We start from the raw sequence: 21,115 nt of genomic DNA, 5'->3' as shown, positions 1-21,115 counted from the left end.
GCTGCTGCGCGCAGCGGCGGCCGCGCGCGGCAGCGATGCGCTCATGCCTTAACGATCACGAGCTCGACGCCGGCGGGCGCCCGTGCACCTACCGCTATCTCCGCGTCGATCTCGGCGCTGCGCTGGACAAGGAAGCGTTCAGCGAGCGCGTCATCGCCCCTGTCGGCGCCTGGCTCGCTCGGTGAGCGAGAGCCTCGGACGAGCGCGCCCCGCCCGGGCGTGGGCTGTCGGGCGCGGGCTCGCGATGCTCCGGCGGGGCTTGGTCGCAACGCTGGAACGCTGTTCATGTTGAGGACCCGAGAGAAAACAACAGGGAGACGGGGAGGCGGGGAGGCGGAGAGGAAGAGAGAGAATTCTTGGTGTCTCTCGATGAACAATCTGCTGTTTCTCGGGATTTCAACCTGACAGCTCGGCGACGGCGGCTCTTGCCCTGCATGGGGAGCGGCACGCCCGTCGACGCCGCGCTGCCGGGACCCGTCGGCGATGACCAGCCGGCGAAGGTCGTCTCAGAGCACCTCCATGGTGACGCCTCCTCGGGGACCTGCCGCCTACGGAGGAGCCTGGCGGTGCTGGATGGCGTGCTCGGCCTCCATCGTGTACCGGCGGCTCTCGGCCTCGTCGGGTTCGAGCCCCAGCTCACCATAGCGATAGGCCATCGCCAGCGCCTGGAGCGCCGCAGGGTGCTCCCGCTCGCCGGCGCTCTCGTAGAGCTCCACGGCTCTTCTGTCGTTCCTCGGCACGCCGGCGCCCGCGCGATACGCATTGGCGAGCAGGAACATCGCGTCCGGCGACCCTCCGCGCGCCGCGATCTCGAACCAGCGCGCAGCCTCCGCAGGGTCCGCCGTCACGCCATCGCCGTTCTGGCTCATCACGCCGAGGAAATACGCGGCGCTCGGGTGCTGGGAGGGGGCGGCCCGCAGCAGCCAGGCGCGGGCGCGCGCCGCGTCCCTGGGGATCGACGGAAGCCCCTTCAGGTAGATCCTTCCGAGCGAGACCTGTGCCTCGACGTCTCCCTGCTCGGCCGCCCGCGCGAGTGAATCCATCCCGGCGAGGACCTCCCCGGGATCCGCGAGCGTGAGCAGGCGAAAACCGAGCGCCCGCGCCTCCATACCGCTCGGGGGCGGCGCCCCGGGGCGCGACGGCGGCGAGGGCGCCGCGGCGGCCGTGGGGCGGTCCGCCTCGGGACGATCGCCCTCGCGCAGCCCTCCAAGGGACAGGGCGGCGGCGCCGCCGAGCACGAGGACGCCGCCGACAAGCACAGCGAGCCGCACGGGACGCGGGGCGCTCACCGGCTCAGGTCGATGGAGTAAACCGAGAGCATCTTGCCGCTGCCGTCATCCTGCGCGACGAGCGAGAGGTTGGTCAGCCCGGCGGCCTCCGCCTTCGGGAGCGCGTTCTGCGCCGAGGTGAAGGTCACGGGGCCCATCGTCGTGACCCGGGCGAAGCGCCAGCTGCGGGCAGAGCCGTTCTGGGCCCGCGTGAGGCTCTCGACCTTCTTGATGTACGTGATGAGCACGTCGCGGTTCGTGTCCGGCGCGGCGTAGATCGTCTTCGAGCCGTCGAGGCCAGGGAAGCTGCCGCCGCCGCTCGCGCGGTAGTTGTTCGTGGCCACGATGAACTCCGCGGCCAGATCCATGGGCTCGCCGTTCCACTGGAGGTTCTTGATCCGACCGCTGGCCTTCGTCCCCGCGGGCGGGAGCGGCTGGGTCACGTCGATCTCGTACGTGATCCTGCTGTCCGTGAACATGTCGAAGTTGTATCCGGGCATCGCGCTGTTGATGAGCGGCTGCGGCTCCGTCTTGCTCGGATCGATCGGATTGAAGCGCGTCGCGGCCCTCTCCAGCCAGTCGAGGATGTCCGCGCCGGTGACCTTCACCGCCTGGACCGTGTTCGCGTACAGGTAGAGATCGGCCGCGTTGTTGATTGCGATGCTCCCCGCCGGCACGTCAGTGTAGTCGTTGCCACCCTGAAAGCCGGACTTGAACGGCGCGCTCACCGAGAGCACGGGGAGCGACGCGTACTGGGGCAGGTTCTCCTCGATGTAGCGGGCGACGTAGTCGGCCTGGGCCTGGTTCACGATCTGGATCGCGCTGGCGTCCCCCACGTCGGCGAACATCGACGACATCGCGAAATCGCTCGTGCCGATGGGCGTCTTGACGTAGGCCACCGTCGCCTGGTGCTCGGCGTCGAGCAGCGGCGCGAAGGAAGCGTCGGCCGCGACGAGGACCTTCGTCTTGTCCGGCTGCGCGTCGCAGAGCGTCGCGAACGCGCAGGACGCCCCCGTGCGCCAGCGCTCCATCGCATCACACGCCTCAGGGAGCCCGCCTTTGCAGGTCGTGGCGATCGGCCGGGCCTCGACGACCGTCTTCGCCTTGTCGACCGTCCAGCCCTCGCCGTCGTGGGTGAGCCCCAGCTTGATGACACCGAGGTGCTGGCCCCAGAAATTCGCCATGACGGCGGGGACGCCGCCGACCGTGCCTGCGTCCTTGTCGACCTCCGGCAGGCTGAACTGCGCCACGGTGCTGCTCGGGTTGGGGAAGATCTGGTGCGAGTGGCCCATGAGCATCGCGTCGATGCCGGGCACCTGGGCGAGGTGCCACGCCTGGTTCTCGAGGGTGGGCGTATACGGCGAGTCGTCGAGGCCGCCGTGGACGATGGCGACGACCAGCTCGGCCCCTCTGGAGCGGAGATCGTCCACCAGCGGGGCCGCGACCTCCTTCACCCCCTTCGTGAAGACCTTGCCCTCGAGCCATTTCTTGTCCCAGCTCAGGATCGTCGGCGGCGTGACGTCGATGAAACCGACCTTGACCGTGCTCTCGATGGCGCCGCCGCCCGGCGCCGTCGCGGTGAGGGTCTTCTCGACGAGGACGGTCTTCGGGAAGAGCGTCTCGTTCGTCTTCAGGCTGAAGACGTTGGAGTTCACCAGCGGGAACCGAGGGCCCTCGCAGTCCGCCGACGCAGCGAGATCGAGCCCGTCGACGTCGAACGGGGTGTGGGTCACCTGCGAGAGAAAGGCGAGGCCGAAGTTGAATTCGTGATTGCCGATCCCGCCGACGTCGAACCCGAGGTGGTTCATGGCCTTGTACATGGCCAGCGTCTCGCCGCACGCGATCGGCTCGACGAGCGCTTGATAGTCGGCGAGGACGGTGCCCTGGATCGTGTCGCCGTTATCGATCAGGAGAGTGTTCGAGAACTCGTCTCGCGCCTGGTTGATCAGGGTCGCGGTGCGCTCGAGGCCAATCGATGGCTCAGCGACCAGCTTGAAGTAATCGAAGCCGAGGATGTTGGTATGGAGATCGGTGGTCTCGAGCAGCGCGAGGTCGGCCGTGGCTCCGCTCGGTGTCGCGGGCGCTCCTCCCGAGCCGCCGCCCCCCTGCTCGCCGCCTCCCGAGCCGCCGCCCCCCTGCTCGCCGCCTCCCGAGCCGCCGCCCCCCTGCTCGCCGCCTCCCGACCCGCCGCCCCCCTGCTCGCCGCCTCCCGACCCGCCGCCCCCCTGCTCGCCGCCTCCCGACCCGCCTCCGCCGTTGCCGCCTGAGCCTGAGGAACTGGAGGAGGAGCTGGAGCTGGAGGTCGATGAGCCCGTGCCGCCCTGGTCATCGCCGCACGCGGTCAGCGCGGTCATGGCCAGAATCAGCGAGGAAACCGACGCTATCCGTCCGACTCGCCCTGTCATCGTGAACACCTTTCCGAGCGCCGCTTCGGCCGATGCCTCTCCGCGCGCAACCAGCCATATCGAGTCGAGGCGGTCGAGTTTTCGCACCGATGCACGCCCGGATCAAGGGCTACGATGAGCTGCTCGGCATGTCAACAGCACCGGAGAGGCGATGCGGCGGAAGAACGCTTGAACGGCGCGCCCTCCGCCCTCCGCGCGCCGCTGCGTCAATCCGATGGACGGCTGGTAACAGTCTCGTTAACGCTCGCCACGCGCGAACGACCGCGTGGCATCAAAACACGATCGTCCAACCGGGATTGCTCACTTGCTGCTTCGTATAGGACACGCCGTCGACCTTCAGCCCTTCCGCGTTGAGCAGCGTGATGAGCCCGCCCTTGTTGGAGAGGACCATCGGAGCCTGGACGACGACCGTCGTCAGCCCACCTGGCTGAAGCTCTCCGGTGAGCGCCATCTTCGATTTGGCCTTGTCGCACAGCGACCAGCCAGCGAGGTTGATCTTCCGGTTCGACGTATTCACCAGTGTAACCGTCTCCCGTTCGGGTGTGCGCGCGTCGTTCACGAGGGCGGCGACGATCCGCACGATCCCGTCGGGCTGCTCTACCGTGGGGAGCCCACCGCCTCCACCTGCCACGTCCGACGGCGGTCCGGATACCGGGATGTCGAGCGTGTGCCCTGTCTGGTCATCGGTGTGCCACGCCTGCGTCTGAAACTTCAGGAAGATCGCGACCCACTGGTCCCCACGCGGGAAGTGGATGAGGAGGCCGCCGTCCTGCCAGACACCGTCGTCCTTCTTGAAGCGGGCGTCGTTGCCCTGGTTCATGTGGATGTCGTGGATGCCGTTACCGGGCAGGAAGCCGAAGATCTTGTCCTTCTTCCCGTTCTCCGGGCCCCAGCGCTCCCCGAAGGCGTACAGGAGCGCCGCCTCGTCGGCCATCGCCCGCTGCACGTAGTGATCGAGCTTCTCGTTGAGGTCGTTGTCAGGGCCTGGGGCGGAGAATGGCAACGGAACGAACTCCGTCCGGTCCACGAGATTCCCCCGGATGAAGTCGAGCCCGAGCCCGCCTGGCTTGCTCTCCAGCGGATGAAAGCCCGGCTTCAGCTCGTGGAGCCCTTGAAGCAGCGGGTGCGCGAAATGTGACTTGACGACATACTCGACCTGGGAGCCGTCCTGCGACTGCACATTCACCGCGATGCGATAGTCTATCGTGTCGTCCACGACGTGGATCTGGTAGTGCGGGTTCGCTCCCGACGCGAAACGCCGATCGATCACTGTCCCCTTCAATACGCCATAGCTCTTCAGCGGCATGTTGCCTCCCGCATCCATCGGCTGAGCACGGCCGGTGCCCGCCTGTGAGATTGTATCAAACCCTACTTCATTGGTTCGAATGGTGATGGATCATCCGGCATGCGCTCCCCCTTGGGGCCGGTGACCGACGGGTGTTGATATGGAACGCGCGATGGTGCGTTCTACACCATGTGAAGCCGTCTTTTTTTTGGAGTCAAGACTGAACTGGCCGTGGACTCGGAAATTTCGCCGCCCTGCCATGCAATGGTCTATTTGCGGGAAGCTAGCGGAAAGCCAGGGAGCCGACGCCGGAACCTCGTCGTCTCTTGAGCGGCCGGCGCCGAGCCGAGGTGCACGCTCCTTACAGGCACATCAAATTCATCATCGATTCGCTCGCGCAAGGCGCGCTTCGGGCGGTGCGCGATCACCGGGTCGGTTTCGGCCGCGACGGATCTCGCCGAGGCCGTGTCCGAGGTCGGCCGGACCGCTATCGGCGCGGTTCGCCTTCGGGGTCGACCCTCAATCGTCTCGTGGCCGGAGGGAGCCCGTTATCCGTGGTACTCGCGCAGCGCCGTGCCCCGGGCGCGGTCCAGCATGGCGAACGCGCGGCGCTCCGCCTCCCAGAGGATTCGCTCCTCGTCGAGCGTGAGGAGCTCGTGGTCCTTCATGACGAGCCGGCCCGCGATGATCGAGTGGCGAATGTCGCTGGACCTCGCCGAATACACGAGGTTGCCGACCAGGCTATTGCGAGGCCGGAGGTGAGGGCGGCGGGAATCGAAGAGGATCACGTCGGCCGAGGCGCCCGGGGCGATGACGCCGCTCGCCTCGAAGCCCAGGGCCCGCGCGCCGTTCCGCGAGGCCAGGCGGAGCACGGTGTCGCCGGGGAGGGCCTCGGCGTCGCGGAGGTGGGCCTTCTGCAACAGGCCCGCGAGCTGGGCCTCTTCGGCGCTGCGCGGGCCGACTGCGGAAGACGGGCCGGCGGGTGGAGCTCAGCGCACCATGGTGAAGAAGTTGAGCTTGTTGCCGTCCAGGTCGCGGAAATATCCCCCGTAGAAGCTCTGTCCGCGCGGCCCCGGCGCGCCCTCGTCCTTGCCGCCCAGCTCCAGGGCCTTGCTGTGGAGCGCGTCCACCTTGGCCGGGCTATCGACGACGAGCGCGACCATCACCCCGTTGCCGACCGTGGCCGGCTGGTGGTCAAAGGGCAGGGCGACGGCGAGCGCGGGCGCGTTCGGCTTCACCGCCCAGATGATCAACCGCTCGAGCTGCAAGAGCCGCGTCGCGCCCAGCCCGCCCAGCAAGGCGTCGTAGAAACGAGCGGCGCGCTCCAGATCGTTCGTGCCCAGCGTGACATATCCGATCATCGATCTCTCCGTTCATTGGAATGGTTCGTCATCGTTGGCCCGCCGTGCTCCTCCGCGCTCCAGTGACCGGAGCGGGTCTCGCTTCCAGGCGACCCACGACACTGCTCGCGGGCCGCTCTGGCCGGTGGAAAAGCCCGATCTCCCACGACCACGTTTGGACGGAGACGTCCCGGCCTGGACGCAAACGTAAGAGCACCACGAGCGTATCCTGGTTGAGGCGGGGTGGGAAGGCGTGCCCGGGGGCCAGGGCGGCAGGGGAACGGCCGGCCAGGGAGAGGCGGATGTGGCCAGGGCACGCGCGCCTCAGCGCGGGAGGAAGAGCTGCTCGGGGAGCGCGGTGTTGCAGGGCTCCTGAACGATTTGCGCATACCCCGCGGCGCTGGCATCCTCGACGCTCAGGCACTTCTGGCTGTTCACGTTCATGATCGACCGATAAGCGCCCACCGGCCGCAGGACGAACTTCTGGTTGGGGTTGCCCGTGCAGGTGAGATCCCTTGGAGCACCTGGGTGTGCATGACGGAGAGCGGCACCTTGCCGTTGAACGAGCTCGGCGCGGAATAGACGGTTTGATACGTCGGCTGGAGGGTCGAGACCGCCAGGAACGGCAGCCATGTCGGCGATCACCGCGCCCGTTCGGCGATGGAGGTCGCTGCGCTCGGCGGCGCCGGAGCGGAGCGAGTCCAGGGCGCCCTGCGCCGACGTCGCCTGGAGCTCACCGGCGAGGTGATGGAGGACGGGCGTCCTGTCCGCGGAGATCGGGGTCAGGGCGATGAACCCGGTACGCGCGGCGGGCGCCTCGGACGTCGACGAAATGTCATCGAGCGGCTCGACGTCGGGGCTCCCGCAACCTGTTTGCACCACGGCGAGGGCGAGCGTCGAGATCGAGAACACCAGGCCGACTCTGGAACGGGATCATGGCTTCCTCCCTTGCGGCTTCCTTCGCCCAGGCGAGCGATCGCGCCGTCAGGTCGAGCTACGGCCGACATCGGCATCGGTTTCGCAACCTACTCGCGGCGGCTGCGCCCAGCGCGCGCCGGATCGGTCGCCGGCAGCTCCCCGAGGAGGTGGTCGATGCAGGTCCGGACGGCGGCCGTCAGGGCGCGATGCGCGCGATAGAGGAGGCTGACGCCGCCGGCCTCGGCCTCGTAGCCCTTGAGGACGCGGACGAGGCGCTTCGCGGCCACGTCCTCGGCGCAGAACACCTCCGGAAGCATCGCGATGCCGATGCCCGCGAGCGTCGCGCGGTAGGCGGCGGAGGACTCGCTTACATAGAAGCGGGGCTCGAAGGCGACGCGTCGCCTCCGGCGCCCCTGCCCGAGCGTCCACGTGGCCATTCCGTCCGTCGCGTGCACCGCGATGCAATCGTGACGCGCGAGGTCCTCGATCCGTTGGGGAACGCCCCGCGCCTCGAGGTAACGCGGGCTCGCATACAGCAGCTTCCGCGTCGCCCGCCAGAGCTCTCGCGCCACGAAGTCGGTGGTGTCTTCCACGTGGCCCGGGACGATCGCGATGTCGAAGCCCCCGGCGAGCAGGTCGACCCGCCGTGAATCGATCTCGAGGTCGACCGACACGCGGGGGTGCTTCGCGAGATAGGTGCAGACGACGCTCGCCACCGCGGCGCCGAGGGTGATCGGCGCCACGATCCGCACGCGTCCGCGCGGCTCACTCTGGAGCTCGCGGACGAGATGCGTGCCTTGCGTGAGGTCGTCGATCGCCCGTTCGGCGTGGCCGAAGTACGCGCGCCCGGCCTCGGTCAGGTCCAGCCGCCGCGTGGTTCGCTCGAGGAGCCGGACACCGAGCGCGGACTCGAGCCGCGCGATGCGCCGGCTCACCGTGGAGACCGGCACGCCGCGCTCGCGGGCTGCGGCCGAGAAGCTGCGCGTCCGGACGACGCGCACGAGGAGCGCGGCGTCGTTCAGATCCAGATCGATTCGTGCGTCCACGGCAACAGTCCCTTCCCTCCAGGCACACTAATGCGCTCCGGCGGCCGCCGCTAGGCTCGACGACGTGAAGAAGCCCATCGTCACCGGGCCACGCGGGGCACGGAGCGCCGCGCCCGCGTGATCCCTGGGATGACCGCGCAGGGTCGCTGCGCCGAACGCAGGAGGAGGTTGTCATGATCATCGTCACTGGAGCCAACGGTCACCTCGGCCGAGCCATCATGGAGCGGCTCCTTCAGCGCGTGCCCGCCGCTCGGCTCGGCGTCAGCGTCCGCGACCCGGAGCAGGCCAGCGCGCTCGCCGAGCGCGGCGTCCGCGTGCGCCGGGGGGCCTTCGACGACGCCGCGAGCCTGCGCCACGCCTTCGAGGGCGCCTCGCATGTCCTGATCGTCTCCATCAACAGCGCAGGCGAGACCGCGGTGCGCCAGCATGAAGCCGCGCTCGAGGCGGCTCGCGCGGCGGGCGCCCGCCGCGTCCTCTACACGAGCCACATGGGCTCGAGCCCGGCGTCCCGCTTCGCGCCCATGCGCGACCACGCGGCCACCGAGGCCTCGCTGCAAAGGTCGGGGGTCGCTTTCACCTCGCTCCGCAACGGGTTCTATGCGGCGTCCGCGCTCATGCTCCTCGAGCGGGCGCTCGAGACGGGCAAGCTCCTCGCGCCAGAAGACGGCCCGGTCTCGTGGACAGAGCACGGCGACCTGGCCGACGCGGCGGTGATCGCGCTGACCGACGAGGCGCGCCTCGACGGGGTGACACCGCCGCTCACCGCCTCCGCGGCCCTCGATCTCGCGGACATCGCGGCGATCGCCTCGGAGCTCACCGGGCGCTCGATCGCGCGGGTGACCGTCAGCGATCACGCGTTCAGGGCAGAGATGGTGTCTCACGGCGCCCCTGAACACCGGGCGGACCTCTTCCTGGGCATGTTCGCGGCGAGCCGAGAGCGCGAGTTCGCCGCGGTGGATCCGACCCTGGAGCGCCTGCTCGGCCGAGCGCCGATGTCCATGCGTCACTACCTGACGGCGCGCCTGTCACGCTGAGGCACGGGGGCGCAATCCAGCGGGGCGCTCACGACCGCAATGGGTCCGGCGGATTCGACTCGGCACCTTCGCCCACGTCAACGTCGCGCGCCGTGGGACACGATGGTGTCTTCACCCTCATTCCGGATGCGCACGGTCCTCTCCCACAGCCCCCGGCGCGAGCAAGTGGTCCAGGCGACATTACGCCCGTGCGGTGAATGAACCGGCGGGCCGAGCGCGGCCGGTCGCATCTGGCCGAGCGCTGAGGCCCCTTCCTGCGGGGCGGACGCCATGGCGGCTGCACCGAGCACCGGCTCGCACACAGGGCTCCATCGCTCACCGGTGAATTACGGCGATCTTCGTGGGGAGATCTTTTGGTACTGTGGTCGCAGGCGCCTCGCAGGCCTGATGCGCGCTCGCTCGGTCGAGCAGCGCGCACCGTGTCGGGCTTCGCGCGCCTGGTGGGGTTCGAGGGAGGGGCATGCGAACAATGGCTTTCATCGAGAGAGCGATCCTCCGTGCTGTCGCGTTGCTGGCGCTCCCGGCGCTCGGCGCGTGCGGCGCGGAGACACCGCCGTACGACGACCTGCCGCTGCGCGACGCGCTGAGCGCCGCGCCGGAGGTCCTCGCTACCTTGCCGGAAGAGGTCCTGCGCGACGTGGCGGTGCGGCTGGAGGAGGCGCACGGCGAGCAAGGAGACGAGACGGCGATCGACGGCGCGGAGATCGCGAGCGTCCCCGCGCTGCTCCGCAGCGCGGACGCGTCGCGGGACGCGGTGGGGAAGGACGCGATCGTCCTCGGCGCGATCGAGCCGTCCGAGGAGGGGTTCGTGCTCCGCTCCCTCGCGGCGGGACACGTGTCCGAAGGGCCGCTCGATCGACCCGCCCTCGCGGGTCAGCCGGCGTCGCCGGAGACCGCGCCGCTGGAGGACGCGGCGCTCGGCGGCCGGGCGGGCGAGATCCTGGCGGAGCTCGCGCGGCGCGCGGACGCGCAGGACCTCGTCCGCGTCACCGGCCTGCCCGCGGGCGTCATCGCCCAGGATCACACGGTGTACGTCAACGCCGCGTGGCTCGTCGCGCTGAGCGCCCTCTCGCCCGAGGACGCGCCCGCGCTCCCCACCCCCTCGGGCGGCGCCGCGATGCCCGCGTGGCCCCGGAGCGAGCCGCGATCCGTGCGCTTCAACCCCTATCACCTCCCCTCGTCCGTCGCGGAGTGCGCCGCCGAGGTGCGGGACGTATGCACCTGCGCCGTGGCCGGGCAGTGCGAGCACGACCGCACCGACCCGGCGTTCGCGGACGCCCAGGCGGAGTGTTCCTGGGTCAACGCCGGGGCGCTGAACGCCGAGGCGCTCTGCGTCCTCGCGCTGCTGAGCATCAACGGGGTGAAGGAGTGCGTCCTGTCCGCGGGCAGCGGCGCGTGCGCCGCGCTGCCGATCGCTGGGCGCGACGGCGCGCTGGCGTTCGCCGGGGACGAGGGCTGCATGGCCCTGCTCGACCGCTGCCTCCAGTACGGCAGCCCGACGGTCCCGGCCGTCACCCCGAGCGCGCCGAGCGGCACGTCGAGCAGCGACGGCTGCGGCAGCTGCGGCGGCTGCGACAGCTGCAACGAGGACGTCGCGGGTTGCAACCAGAACTGCAGCGATTGCAACCAGAACTGCCACGACTGCAACCAGAACTGCCGCGACTGCGACCAGAACTGCAAGGACGGCGATCCATCCACCGGCAGCAACTCGAGCTGCAAGCTGAGCGCCGGCCGGCGCGATCCCGGAGGAGGCCTCCCGGGCGCGCCCGTGCCCCTCGGCGCCGCGTTCTGGCTGCTCCTGCCCGCGGGTTACATGCTGCTGCACATCCGGAGGCGGCCGTGAACCGGGCGGTGATGCTCTGGCTCGAGCGCCACGGCCTGCCGCCGTGGCTCGCGCCGACCTACACCATGATGGTCGCCCTCGCGGGGCTCCTCGGGGCGGCGGCGTTCTTCTGGCTCGTTCGCCGGGATCGGGGGGATGTGGCCGTGGAGGGCCGGGCGCTCCTCTCGGGCTACGTCGGCGCGCTCCTGGGCGGCTACGTCTTCGAGGCGCTGCGCGCCGCGCCCGAGGCGCTGGCGAGGGGCTCGTGGGGTCCGATGCTCCACGCCGGCCGCGCGGCCTACGGGGGCCTCATCGCCGGCGTCGCCGTGGCCTGCCTGGTCCTCTACCGCCGCGGCGCGGCCGTGCTCCCGTTCCTCGACCGGCTCGTGCCCGGGCTCGGGCTCACCTACGCCTGCGTGCGCACCGGGTGCTTCCTCGCGGGGTGCGACTACGGCCGCGTCACCGGGGGCGCGCTGGGCGTCCGGTTCCCGGCCGGCAGCCCCGCGGCGGCGGACCACACGGCGGCCGGCTGGGTGCCCCTCGGCGCGCCGAGCCTGCCCGTGCACCCCACGCAGCTCTACGAGGCGGCGCTCGGGGCGACGGCGAGCGCGCTCGCCGCCCTCTGGCTCGTCCGGGGGCACCGGGACGGGCGCGCGTTCGGGACATGGCTCGCGCTCTACGCGGCGGGCCGGTTCTTCATCGAGCTCCTCCGCGGGGACGCCGGGCGCGGCGTGTACGGGGGCCTCAGCACCGGCCAGCTCGTCTCGCTGGCGCTCCTGCTGGGGCTCGCGGCGGCCGTCGTGCTGGCGCGCCGGGCTCGCAGCGCGCGGCGCGCCGCCGCCGTGGCGCCCGCGCTGGTGGCGCTCGCCTCGCTGAGCCTCGCCGCGGGCGAGGCCGCGGCCCAGCCGGCTCGCCCCGCGCCGCCCGCGCCAGCAAGGCCCGAGGCAGCGACGCCCGCGGCCGCGAGTTCCGCGCCGGCTCCGGCGCCTGCTCAGAGGCCGTCGCCGGCACCAGCGCCCCACCCGTACGCGCCGCCCCCCGCGGGCGGGCCCCCCGCGCCCTACCCCTACCCGCCGCCCTCGGGCGGGTATCCCGCACCCTACCCCTACCCGCCGCCGCCCGCGGGCGGGTATCCTGCGCCCTACCCCTACCCGCCGCCCGCGGGCGGGTACCCCGCGCCCTACCCCTATCCGCCGCCCTCTGGCGGGTACCCCGCGCCCTACCCCTATCCGCCGCCGCCCGCAGGTGGCCCTCCCCCGGCCTACCCCTACTACCCGCCGCCGGCGGGCGGATACCCCGCGTCCCCCCCTCCCTCGCCCGCGGCTGCCGCACAGCCGCAGAGGCGCACCCCGGATACGTCTCCGGGGCCCGCCGCGGAGCGACCCGCGACGGGTCATCAGGCGGAGGCCAACGCGCGGCGGATGGCGCTCTCGCTCGGGATCTCCGGCTACTTCGTGCCGGGGCGCTTCACGGTGAAGGACGGGATGTCCGTGGATCTCGACGTCCTCGCGCGCCTCCGCCTGAGCGAGACGCGCCGCTTCGAGGTCGGCCTCGAGCTCCGGACCGTCTCGACCACCGACGTCAACCAGCTCGCAGTCGGCGCGCCGCTCCGGCTCGTGATGGGGGTCGGATCGCACGTCGAGATGTCGGTCGGGATCACGCCGGGCTACCACCGCATCTTCTTCGACTCCCCCTACTTCGAGAGCGTGGGCGCCTTCGGCGCTCGCTTCGGGTGGGGGATCCAGCTCCCGATCACCTCGCACCTGTTCCTCGGCTTCTCTCCGCTGAGCTTCCTCGTGCTCGCCTCGGACGACGTGGACGCGCTCGTGGCGTACGAGCCCGGGCTCTGGGCCGGCGCAGGATTGCTGTGACCGCCGTCGCTGGAGCTGCCGGCAGCGCCTCGCGGGAGGCCCCGTCGTTCAGCGGAGGGACCGCCACCACGCTGAAGGCGAGAGGCCCTTCGGTCGCTTGAGCTTCTCGTCGAGCGCGGCGACGAGCCCGAGCTCGTCGTCGGCCCCCATGGCACGTCGCCTTGCGCGCGCGGCCGTTCTCTATGCGCGACAGATCCTGGTCGCGATGATGAGCCCTGACGACCAGCAGAGCTTGGTCAGCACGAGATCCTGGCGTCGCTCGAGAGCGGCGATCAGCTCTGCCACCTTGGGAGCGTGGTCATCAGGCCAGTTGGGCTGAGGGAGCATGTCATCGATGACATAGAGCCCGCCGGGCTTGATCAGGCTCAGCGCCTCGTCGAGGGCGTAGTACTTGCCCGGCCATGTATCGGCAAAAACGAGCTCGAATTGCTGACCCAGGGCGGAGCGCAAGAAGGCTTCGCCATCCATGTTCTTGAGCGTGAGGCGGGGGTCGTCTCCGAGGTGCTGGCACGCCACGGCCTGGACCTTCTCGTCGTGCTCCACGGAGACGAGCGTAGAAATGGCGTTCATGCCATCGAGGATCCAGCACGTCGAGATGCCCGTGCCGGTCCCGAGCTCGAGGAAAGCGCCGGATTTGGCCGCGGCGAGCGTACGCAGCATCGAGCCCGTCTGCCTGTCACTCGCCATGGCAAACCCGATCTCCGCGGTGGCCCGCTCGATCCCCTCGAGCACAGCAGGCGGTCTCAAATTCTCCAGATCCTTCATGACCCGATCCCTCTTCACGCGGCCAACCGCGCGCGACTGTACAGCACCTCGATCTGGCGGCCCCCCTGGAAAGAGCCAGCGGTGGAGGGCGTGCTGCGCGGGGGGGCGGCGGGGCAGGCCCCCACAAACCCCGAGCGCCGGCCCGCAGCGCAGCCGGTCGCCCCCCGATCTCGCCTCCCGCACAGCGGGCAATAGCCCCCCAAAAGGCGCGAGTTTGTGGGACAGCCCCGCCGCCCCCCCGCGCAGCACGCCCTCCACCGCTGGCTCCGCTGCAGCCGTCCGAGCTCACTCCCCGAGCAACGACCGCGCGAGCGTCAGAGTCCGTGCGTTCGCGGATACGTTCTCGAGAAAGCTCCTCCGGAACGCAGGCTCCTCGATCCTGGCCGCGCGAGCGAGCAGCGCCGCGCGCTCCTCTCGGAGGACCGCGCGCGCCGCCTCCGCGTCGCCCTTCGCGTGCAGCGCCTCGGCGTACAGCGCAGGGATCACCTCCTGCCGCATCAGGAAGACCGTGCCGGCCTGCCGCTGGAGCGCGAGCGCCTCGCCGGCCATCGCGCAGGCCTCCTCCGTCCGCCCTTGCCGCAGCCGGATCTCGGCGAACAACGAGAGATGCACGGCCCCGGCGAAGGGCGCCATCACCGCCGGATCCCCCGCCGCGCAGAGCTCCTCCTCCGCCTGGGCGAGATCGCCGAGGAGCAGCCGCCCCTCGGCGAGGAGCTGCCACGGGATCACGCTCCGGCTGCGATGGCCGCGCGCGAGCATGTGCTGGAGCAGGCTGCTGGACATCTCCACCGCCTCGGTGAGCCTGCGCCGCTCGAGGAGCGAGACGATCCGGCACGTCACCGAGGTCGTGAACACGTAGTCGAGCAGGCCCTCTGTCGCGAGCACGCGATCGAGGCACCCATCGGCGGCGGCCATGTCGCCGAGCCTCGTGTAATCGATCGCCACCAGCATCCACGCCCAGGCGACGAACAGCCCGCTGCCGAGGGACTCGGCGCGCCGCGCGGCGGCGAGGTTCGCCTGGAGCGCTCCCCACAGGTCCCGCGCCGCATGGCAGCGCCAGAAGCCGCGGGTGAGCTCGATCCAGAGGGCCGCATGGAGATCGCCCTCGACCGCCGGCGCGATGACGTGCTCGAGCCGGCGCACGATCCGCTCCGCCAGCGCCGTCCTCCCGTCCCAGAGCAGGCTGAAGACGATCCGGGTCGCGAGCTCCGGGCTCAGGACGTCGACGGGGAGCTCCTCGACCAGGAGGCGCGGGATCAGCACCTCCACGGCCCGCCGGTCGTCGCAGAGCGCGACGCAGTACATCGCGCCGCTCAGGGCACGCCAGGAAGCGAGGCTCCCGGGCGCGGCGAGCTCGAGCGCCTGGAGCGCGCTCGCGTGGGCGCGCGCGGCGTCGTCGGTCCAGATGAGGGCGTTCATCCGGAGCAGGTGGAGCTCGGCCAGCCGCTCGCCCTCGGCCCCGCAAGCGATCCCCTTCTCCACCCGCGCGAGCGCCGCCTGCACGTCCGCCCCGTGGAGCGCCAGGGTGGCGGCGCGCAGGTAGAACCCCCCCGCGCGCGGCCCATCCCCGCCCCGCGCGAAGTGCTCGGCCAGCACCATCGGATCCTGCTCGCCGGCCGAGAGCAGCCACTCCCCGGCGAGCCTGTGCCCGACCGCCCGGTCGCGCTCGGTGAGCATCGCGTAAGCCCCCTCCCGCAGGAGCGCGTGACGGAACGCGATCTCCTCCTGTCCCGCGAGGCGCGAACTCGGGCGGCGCTCGAGGATCTCGCGATCGAAGAGCTCCGCCCAGGCGTCCGCGTCGCTCGGCCCCGACGCCAGGGTGCGCGCGCCGAGGAGCGCGCTCACGCCGCCGATCCACGACACGTCCCCGAAGACGCTCGCCGCCCGGAGCAGCCGCCGCACCTCGGGATCGAGCGCCGCGAGGCGCGCCTCGACCATGCCCAGCACCGTCTCCGGCAACGCGCCGCCGCGCCCCTCGGCCACGGCCCGGACGAGCTCCTCCAGGTAGAAGGCGTTTCCCGCGGCCCGATCCACGATCGCCGCCACGGTCCCCGGCGCGACCGACGCGCCCAGCGCGCCGCGCACGAGCTGCTCGGCGGCCCGCGCGGACAGCTCGCGCAGCCGGATCTGCGTGAGCCCTCGCTCGATCCAGAGCCGGGGGAAGAGCTCGTGGACCTCGGGCCTCGCGAACGCGAGCACCGCATAGGGGCGCTCGCAGAGGGCCCGCAACGCGTGATCGAAAATTTTCACCGAAGGCGCATCTCCCCAGTGCAGATCCTCGAGGACGACGAGCATGGGCCGCGCGCTCGTCACGGCGCGCGCGTAGTCCAGGTAGGCCTCCTGGATCCGGTCGGCCATGTGCGCCGGGTCCTGCCGCGCGGCCCGCACCATCGGCCCGCCGTCGGCGAGAGGAACGCCGAGCAGCTCGCCGAGGAAGCAGGCCACGCGCTGCTGCTGCTCCCCCGCGAACAGCTGGCCCACGGCCCGCGCGAGCTTCTCCCGCTGCGCCTCGGGGGCCTCGCCGGCCGCGATCCCGAGCGCGCCCCGGAGCGACCCGGCGAGCATCGCGAACGCGGAGCCCGCGCCGATGGAGTCCCCGCTGCCGACGCCCAGCACGAGCTCGGGATGGCGCGGCCGCAGCGCCTGGACCAGCTCGTGACGCAGGCGCGATTTGCCCACCCCCGCGGCCGCGGTCACGAGCGCCACCGCGGCGCGCGGCTCGGTGAAGCTCTCCTCGACGAGATCGAGCAGGCTGCGCAGCTCCCGAGCGCGCCCGACATAGGGGCTCGGCTTGCCCAGCAGCCTGCGCGCGCCGTCGGCGACCTCGCGCTCCGCCTCCACCCAGGAGAGCCCGTCCTGCTCCGCGACCTCGAAGCGCGCGTCGAGCAGGGCCCGCGTCACGGCGTCGACCGCGACGCGGAGGCGGCCCGGGCGGCCCCGGGCGGCCGCGTCGTCGAGCAGCGCGGCCGCCCTGTCCAGGACCTCGCCGAGCAGCGATCGTCCCGTCGACTCGCCGCGCCCCGTCACCAGCACGACGTTGGCGCCGGGGACCGACGCGCGGATCCGCAGCGCGCAGCGGGCCGCGATCGCCGCCTGGTCGGTCGCGCTGCCCGCGCCCGCCCCCGCCGCGAGGATCGCCACGACCGCCCCGCTGGCCAGCTCCTGCACGACCGCGCCGAGGGGCGAGGTCTCGTGCCGGACGGCGGCGACCGCGCTCCGCTGCGCTCGACCGGCGGGCACGATCTCCGTCGACGCCGGCGCGCTGACGTCCGCCGGCCCGACGGCCACGATCGAGCAGAGCCACACCTCCGCGGCGGTCACGAGCTCGACGGCGGCCAGGCTGGAGCGAGCGCCGCCCGCCGACGAGGCGCCGAGCGCGTCGAGGCAGCGCACCACGGCCGCGCCGTCGGCCGGGCGCCCCTCCGGGCGCTTGGCCAGCATCTGCGCCAGGAGCTCGTCGAGCGCCTGCGGCACCTCGGGCCGCAGTGCGCTCGCCCGCGGCGGCTCCTCCTGGAGGAGCTTGGTCAGGATGGTCATGAAGTGCCGCCCGTGAAACGCCGGACGACCCGTCAGGCACTCGAAGAGCACGCACCCGAGCGAGAAGACGTCCGCGCGCGCGTCGAGCTGCGCGCGCTCCCCGCTGGCCTGCTCGGGGGCCATGTAGCCGATGGTGCCCACGAGGGCCCCCGTCCGCGTCAGCCGCGCCGAGGCGCCCGAGAGCCAGGCGATGCCGAAGTCGAGCACCTTCACCCGGTCGGCGGCCCCGCCCGGAAGGAACAGGTTGCTCGGCTTGATGTCGCGGTGGACGATCCCGCGCGCGTGCGCCGCGCCGAGCGCATCCGCCACCGCGCGCACGAGCGCGACGCTCTCCTCCACGTCCAGCGGTCGCCGCGACAGCCGGATTGAGAGGCTCTCTCCGGCGAGCCACTCCATCGCCAGATAAGGCTCCCCGGTGGGCGCCACCCCGTGCGTCACGTAACGCACGACGTGCGGGTGATCGAGCGTGGCGAGCGCCCGCGCCTCGTGACCGAAGCGCGCCGCTGCCTGCGCGTCGAGATCGCCGAGCAGCTTCACGGCGACGACATCGCCGCTCGCGCGATCCACGGTCCGGTAGACAGTGCCCATCCCTCCCGTTCCCGCGAGCTCGATCACCTCGAACCGGCCGGCGAGCAGTCTGCCGTGAAGCATGCGCGCCAAGGATGTCAGCGCGGTCACTCACGCGCCAAGCGGAACGAGCCGCCGCCGGGCGAGCTACGGCGCGATGTCGTCGAAGCGCTCCGCGACGGCGTGGCGGCTCTCCGCGTCCCGCGCCGTCCCCGGCCTGAGCAGCTGCACCGTGCGCATGCCGGCGGCCGCCGCGGCGTCGAGCTCGGCCACGATGTCGGACAGGAACAGCACCTCTCCCGGCTGCAGCCCGAGCGCCTCCGCGATCCGCTGGTAAGCGCCCGCCTCTCGCTTCGGCCCGGTCGTCGTATCGAAGAACGCCGTGAACAGGCCGGTGAGATCGCCGGCCGTCGTGTGCCGGAAGAGGAGCTGCTGCGCCTCGACGGACCCGGAGCTGAACACGGCCAGCGTCACCCCGAGGTCTCGCCATCTCCGCAGCGCCGGCTCCACGTCCGCATACACGTGGCTCCGGAGCCCCCCCGACTCGTAGGCGCTGCGCCAGATCTTGCCCTGGAGCGCCTTCAGCGTCGTCTCCTTGCGATCCTGGTCGATCCACGCGAGCAGCGCCGCCGCGAGCTCGCCGTCGCTCACCGCCTGCTCGCCCTCGCCCCGCTCGCGCGCGACCGCGCGCCGGGCGGCCTCGACCTCCGGGCCCCCGGCGTGCGCCGCGACGTACGCGGCCAGATCCCGGCGCGCCACGGAGAACAGCGTGTCGTGCACGAAGCGCACGTCGGTCGTCGTCCCCTCGATGTCGACGAGCACCGCGCGCGCAGAGAGCGCCGCCACGCTCACGCCTCGAGCCGCGGGAAGCGCGATGCGATGTCCGACCCGGTGTGCTCGGCGACCCACCCCTTCGGGTCGGAGAACCACCGGATGCAGGTGAACGAGGGCTCCGGCCCCATGTCGAACCAGTGCCGCGTCCCGGCCGGTACGCTGATGAGATCGCCCTTCTCGACGAGGAACGAGAGCACGCGCTCGCCGTGATGAATGCAGAACAGCCCTCGCCCCTCGACGAAGAAGCGCGCCTCATCCTCGGTGTGGATGTGCTCGTCCAGGAACTTCCGCCTGAGCTCGGCGTGGTTGGGGGTGCCCGGCGACACCGACACGACGTCCGCCGTCACGAACCCGCACGCCTCGGAGAGCTGCTTCACCGGCCCCGCGTACGCCTCGAGCACCCGCTCCTGCGCCGTGCCCGGCGGCAGCGGGCGCTCGGCGGACCAGCGCTCGAAGCGGATCTGCGCCTCTGCGGCGACGCGGGCGATGTCCTCGAGCGTCGTGTATTCGTCGGCCCTCGTCGGGTCGCTCTCCCGGTAAACCCGCAATCGGCTCATGATAGCCCTCCTTCCAGCAGCGCGCAGTCCAGCATGAACTCGATCGCCTCGATGTGGCGGATGGTGCTCGCGATGTCCGAGCCCCATGTGTACAGGCCGTGACCTGCGATGAGGTAGCCGTACACGGGCGGATGCGCCGACATGAACGCATCGACGTCCTCCGCCAGCTTCCGGATGTCCTGCGTGTTGACGAAGACCGGGAGGAGCACCGTGGCGGAGTGCGTCGTCATCCCGGAGAGCGCCTTCGCCACCTCGTAGCCCGAGAGGGTCACGTACCCCTCCTGCGCGCACCGGCGCGACAGCACCGTCGCCGCCCGCGAGTGGGTGTGCGCGACGGCGCCGATCTCGCTGGAGTGCCGGTAAAGCTGGCAGTGCAGCGCCGTCTCGGCCGACGGGCGGGCCGGCGAGGGCCCGGTCAGGCGGCCGTCCGCATTGACGACGACGATGTCCGACACGCCGAGCGCGCCCTTGGGCCGCCCGGACGCCGTGATCGCAAGGGTGCCGTCGCCGAGCCGGGCGGAGAAATTGCCGCTCGTGGCCGGCGTCCAGCCGCGCTCATGGCAAAAGCGGGACAGCTCGATGAGCTCGGCCGCGGCCGAGGAGAACGATGCAAACGGCGTCCCGCGTACGCTCACGGCGCAAACATACCAAAGCGAACGCGGGCGATCAACGCGCCGCGCCGCCGCTCGATCCGCGTCCGAGCCGCTGAACCCGGGGATCACCCGCGCTGCTCGCGCTCACGGCGCCGGAAGGCGCTCGGCCTCGCGCCGGCCAGCGCCGTCCCGCGCGCCGCGGAGCAGGCCGGCCCAGAACCCGAGCCCGTGCGCGGCGTGCACCGCGGGGAAGATGGCGCAGAGCAGGGGGAAATCGCGCGGCGAGGCGCGCCGCGCGAGCCGGAGCGACTCAGCGATCACGAGCGCGGCATAGGCGAGCGAGGCGAGCGCCAGCGCCGGGCGGACCGCCGGCGCGAGCGCTGACGCGAGCGCGAGCCACGCTCCGGCCGTCACCATGCAGAACGGCAGCGCCGGCCGGAGCGACAGGAACCTGCGGCGGCACATCAGCGTGCGCGCGCGCCCCTTGCCATACGCGAAATACTGCCGGACGAGCGCGGCGAACGACGACCGCGGGTAGTAATAAGCGACGATCTCCCGGGACAGGTAGACCGCGCCGCCAGCCTCGATGATGCGCTGGTTCAGCTCGGCGTCCTCGTTGGTGACGGCGGCCGGGTCGTAGAGGCCGGCGATCTCGAACGCCTCGCGCCGGAAAGCCCCGTTGAACACCGACTCGACGAACCCCTCGCGCGACGGGTCCCGGTACGCCGAGCCGCCCACGCCGAGGGGGCTCGAGAGCGCGGCGCAGAGCGCCCGCTGAAAGCCGTTCCGGTGGCGCGGCCGCGCCGCGCCGCCCGCGTTGAGGGCGCCGGTCCTCCGGAGCGCCGCGACCGACGCAGCCACGTAGTCGCCGGCGTAGTCGGCGTGGGCGTCCATCCGGACGATCACCTCACCTCGCGCCCGGCGAATGCCGATGTTCATCGCGGCGGCCTGGATCCGGTCGGGGTTGTGGAGGAGCGTCACCCGTGGATCCTCCGCCGCGACGCGGCCGACGAGCTCCCGTGTGCTGTCGGTCGAGCCGCCGTCGACCACGAAGATCTCGAGGAGCTCTGGAGGATAACGCTGCTCGAGGGCGCAGCGGAGGACGTCCTCGATGTAGCGCTCCTCGTTGTAACAGGGAATGACGATGCTGCACCGCGGCCGCTCGGCGAGCGGGCGCAGAGAGAGACGCCCGCCTCGAGGCGCGCTCGCTGTTCGATCCATGGACTCCCCCGGTCTCTCGCGGGTCGAGTCGACCCGCAGCAGGACTGCGACA

16 protein-coding genes and 1 pseudogene are annotated in these 21,115 nt (G+C 71.6%); 4 read left to right on the top strand and 13 right to left on the bottom strand.

Annotated elements, in window-relative coordinates; translation table 11 throughout:
• Window positions 1–35 precede the first annotated feature (35 nt).
• The gene (locus tag WMF12_RS08160; RefSeq protein WP_437869854.1) at window positions 36–185 is read left to right on the top strand and encodes a hypothetical protein; all 150 of its coding nucleotides are present in this window, start codon (window positions 36–38) and stop codon (window positions 183–185) included.
• A gap of 363 nt (window positions 186–548) precedes the next feature.
• Here WMF12_RS08160 and WMF12_RS08155 read toward each other — a convergent pair whose 3' ends face one another.
• From WMF12_RS08155 to WMF12_RS08125, 7 genes and pseudogenes are all read right to left on the bottom strand, one after another.
• Window positions 549–1,289 carry a tetratricopeptide repeat protein gene (locus WMF12_RS08155; protein WP_437869853.1) on the bottom strand — a complete coding sequence of 247 codons (741 nt, stop codon included), beginning with the start codon at window positions 1,287–1,289 and terminating at the stop codon, window positions 549–551.
• Window positions 1,286–3,622 (bottom strand): 5'-nucleotidase C-terminal domain-containing protein, encoded by a 2,337-nt coding sequence (locus tag WMF12_RS08150; RefSeq protein ID WP_437869852.1) that lies wholly within the window; start codon window positions 3,620–3,622, stop codon window positions 1,286–1,288. The genes WMF12_RS08155 and WMF12_RS08150 overlap by 4 nt, the downstream gene beginning before the upstream one ends.
• Window positions 3,623–3,944: 322 nt before the next feature.
• A complete protein-coding gene (locus tag WMF12_RS08145; RefSeq protein WP_437869850.1) occupies window positions 3,945–4,979 on the bottom strand; it encodes a DUF2278 family protein in 1,035 nt (344 codons plus the stop codon).
• A gap of 527 nt (window positions 4,980–5,506) precedes the next feature.
• A pseudogene (locus WMF12_RS08140) lies at window positions 5,507–5,890 on the bottom strand (amidohydrolase family protein); the annotation flags it as partial.
• 57 nt (window positions 5,891–5,947) lie between these two features.
• Entirely contained in the window at window positions 5,948–6,319 is a 372-nt protein-coding gene (locus tag WMF12_RS08135; protein WP_437869849.1) for a VOC family protein, read from the bottom strand.
• Between the two features lie 303 nt (window positions 6,320–6,622).
• Window positions 6,623–7,210, bottom strand: coding sequence for an RICIN domain-containing protein (locus tag WMF12_RS08130; protein ID WP_437869847.1), 588 nt, complete (start codon window positions 7,208–7,210; stop codon window positions 6,623–6,625).
• 113 nt (window positions 7,211–7,323) lie between these two features.
• Window positions 7,324–8,262: a LysR substrate-binding domain-containing protein gene (locus WMF12_RS08125; protein WP_437869846.1), complete on the bottom strand. Its 939-nt coding sequence runs from the start codon at window positions 8,260–8,262 to the stop codon at window positions 7,324–7,326.
• 173 nt (window positions 8,263–8,435) lie between these two features.
• Here WMF12_RS08125 and WMF12_RS08120 point away from each other — a divergent pair, with 173 nt between their 5' ends.
• The 3 genes from WMF12_RS08120 to WMF12_RS08110 all read left to right on the top strand — a co-directional run bounded on the left by WMF12_RS08120 (window position 8,436) and on the right by WMF12_RS08110 (window position 12,989).
• Window positions 8,436–9,296 carry an NAD(P)H-binding protein gene (locus WMF12_RS08120; RefSeq protein ID WP_437869845.1) on the top strand — a complete coding sequence of 287 codons (861 nt, stop codon included), beginning with the start codon at window positions 8,436–8,438 and terminating at the stop codon, window positions 9,294–9,296.
• Window positions 9,297–9,756: 460 nt separating this feature from the next.
• The gene (locus WMF12_RS08115; RefSeq protein ID WP_437869843.1) at window positions 9,757–11,139 is read left to right on the top strand and encodes a hypothetical protein; all 1,383 of its coding nucleotides are present in this window, start codon (window positions 9,757–9,759) and stop codon (window positions 11,137–11,139) included.
• Entirely contained in the window at window positions 11,136–12,989 is a 1,854-nt protein-coding gene (locus WMF12_RS08110) for a prolipoprotein diacylglyceryl transferase (protein ID WP_437869842.1), read from the top strand. The genes WMF12_RS08115 and WMF12_RS08110 overlap by 4 nt, the downstream gene beginning before the upstream one ends.
• Window positions 12,990–13,169: 180 nt before the next feature.
• Here the strand turns inward: WMF12_RS08110 and WMF12_RS08105 are convergent, their stop codons facing one another.
• The 6 genes from WMF12_RS08105 to WMF12_RS08080 form a co-directional block, all read right to left on the bottom strand.
• Window positions 13,170–13,754, bottom strand: a complete 585-nt coding sequence (locus WMF12_RS08105) for an O-methyltransferase (protein ID WP_437869840.1) — start codon at window positions 13,752–13,754, stop codon at window positions 13,170–13,172.
• Window positions 13,755–14,039: 285 nt separating this feature from the next.
• Window positions 14,040–17,942, bottom strand: a complete 3,903-nt coding sequence (locus tag WMF12_RS08100) for a protein kinase domain-containing protein (RefSeq protein ID WP_437869839.1) — start codon at window positions 17,940–17,942, stop codon at window positions 14,040–14,042.
• A 63-nt stretch (window positions 17,943–18,005) separates the two neighbouring features.
• Complete coding sequence (gene mtnC, locus WMF12_RS08095) at window positions 18,006–18,704, bottom strand: acireductone synthase (protein WP_437745020.1); 699 nt, start codon at window positions 18,702–18,704, stop codon at window positions 18,006–18,008.
• 2 nt (window positions 18,705–18,706) lie between these two features.
• The gene (locus WMF12_RS08090; RefSeq protein WP_437298604.1) at window positions 18,707–19,249 is read right to left on the bottom strand and encodes a 1,2-dihydroxy-3-keto-5-methylthiopentene dioxygenase; all 543 of its coding nucleotides are present in this window, start codon (window positions 19,247–19,249) and stop codon (window positions 18,707–18,709) included.
• Window positions 19,246–19,884, bottom strand: a complete 639-nt coding sequence (locus tag WMF12_RS08085) for a methylthioribulose 1-phosphate dehydratase (protein WP_437869835.1) — start codon at window positions 19,882–19,884, stop codon at window positions 19,246–19,248. Before WMF12_RS08085 ends, WMF12_RS08090 begins: the two co-directional genes overlap by 4 nt.
• 102 nt (window positions 19,885–19,986) lie before the next feature.
• Window positions 19,987–21,063, bottom strand: a complete 1,077-nt coding sequence (locus WMF12_RS08080; protein ID WP_437869833.1) for a glycosyltransferase family 2 protein — start codon at window positions 21,061–21,063, stop codon at window positions 19,987–19,989.
• Window positions 21,064–21,115: the final 52 nt, after the last annotated feature.

The organism is Sorangium sp. So ce363 (assembly GCF_051520435.1).
In the GTDB taxonomy this organism is placed as follows: Bacteria; Myxococcota_A; Polyangia; order Polyangiales; family Polyangiaceae; genus Sorangium; species Sorangium cellulosum_B.
The sequence above is the reverse complement of the archived record's forward strand: the minus strand, read 5'-3'. Positions and strand labels throughout refer to the sequence as shown.

Excerpts from the sequence above, each read along its gene's own strand:
- WMF12_RS08160 (WP_437869854.1), top strand. The coding sequence starts at position 36 with ATGCGCTCATGCCTTAACGATCACGAGCTCGACGCCGGCGGGCGCCCG.
- WMF12_RS08150 (WP_437869852.1), bottom strand. The coding sequence starts at position 3,622 with ATGACCGCGCTGACCGCGTGCGGCGATGACCAGGGCGGCACGGGCTCA.
- WMF12_RS08145 (WP_437869850.1), bottom strand. The coding sequence starts at position 4,979 with ATGCCGCTGAAGAGCTATGGCGTATTGAAGGGGACAGTGATCGATCGG.
- WMF12_RS08135 (WP_437869849.1), bottom strand. The coding sequence starts at position 6,319 with ATGATCGGATATGTCACGCTGGGCACGAACGATCTGGAGCGCGCCGCT.
- WMF12_RS08120 (WP_437869845.1), top strand. The coding sequence starts at position 8,436 with ATGATCATCGTCACTGGAGCCAACGGTCACCTCGGCCGAGCCATCATG.
- WMF12_RS08115 (WP_437869843.1), top strand. The coding sequence starts at position 9,757 with ATGCGAACAATGGCTTTCATCGAGAGAGCGATCCTCCGTGCTGTCGCG.
- WMF12_RS08105 (WP_437869840.1), bottom strand. The coding sequence starts at position 13,754 with ATGAAGGATCTGGAGAATTTGAGACCGCCTGCTGTGCTCGAGGGGATC.
- WMF12_RS08100 (WP_437869839.1), bottom strand. The coding sequence starts at position 17,942 with ATGCTTCACGGCAGACTGCTCGCCGGCCGGTTCGAGGTGATCGAGCTC.
- WMF12_RS08090 (WP_437298604.1), bottom strand. The coding sequence starts at position 19,249 with ATGAGCCGATTGCGGGTTTACCGGGAGAGCGACCCGACGAGGGCCGAC.
- WMF12_RS08080 (WP_437869833.1), bottom strand. The coding sequence starts at position 21,063 with ATGGATCGAACAGCGAGCGCGCCTCGAGGCGGGCGTCTCTCTCTGCGC.